This window comes from Micromonospora sp. DT201 (assembly GCF_049841575.1).
GTDB lineage: Bacteria > Actinomycetota > Actinomycetes > Mycobacteriales > Micromonosporaceae > Micromonospora.
In genome coordinates this window covers 1-257 of record NZ_JBNCKP010000111.1, presented here as the reverse complement: position 1 = coordinate 257, position 257 = coordinate 1, and the positions used below count along the sequence as shown (strand labels likewise).

At 68.5% G+C, this 257-nt stretch carries 1 pseudogene; it reads right to left on the bottom strand.

Features of this window, described 5'->3' with window-relative positions:
• Positions 1–257 (bottom strand): annotated as a pseudogene (locus tag ACLQ28_RS34630) (hypothetical protein); the annotation flags it as partial.

Below are 257 nucleotides of genomic sequence, written 5' to 3'. Positions count from 1 at the left end.
CGGGCGCTGCTGGAACAGGCCCAGCGAGTCGTGGTCGTTCATGTCGCCGAGGTGGCCCAGGTTCTCCAGCTTCGACTCCTGCAGGCTCGTCGCGATGGAGATGACCGCGGCGCGCTCGGGCAGGCCGGCCTTCTTCGTGGCGGCGATGATCGCCTTGGCATTGGCGGTCTGCTCGTCGTTGAGGGTGATGTGGGACTGGTCGCCCTGGGTGCCGTGCGGGATCAGCTTGGCCGTGTCGGGCTTGTCGGCCTGCACGG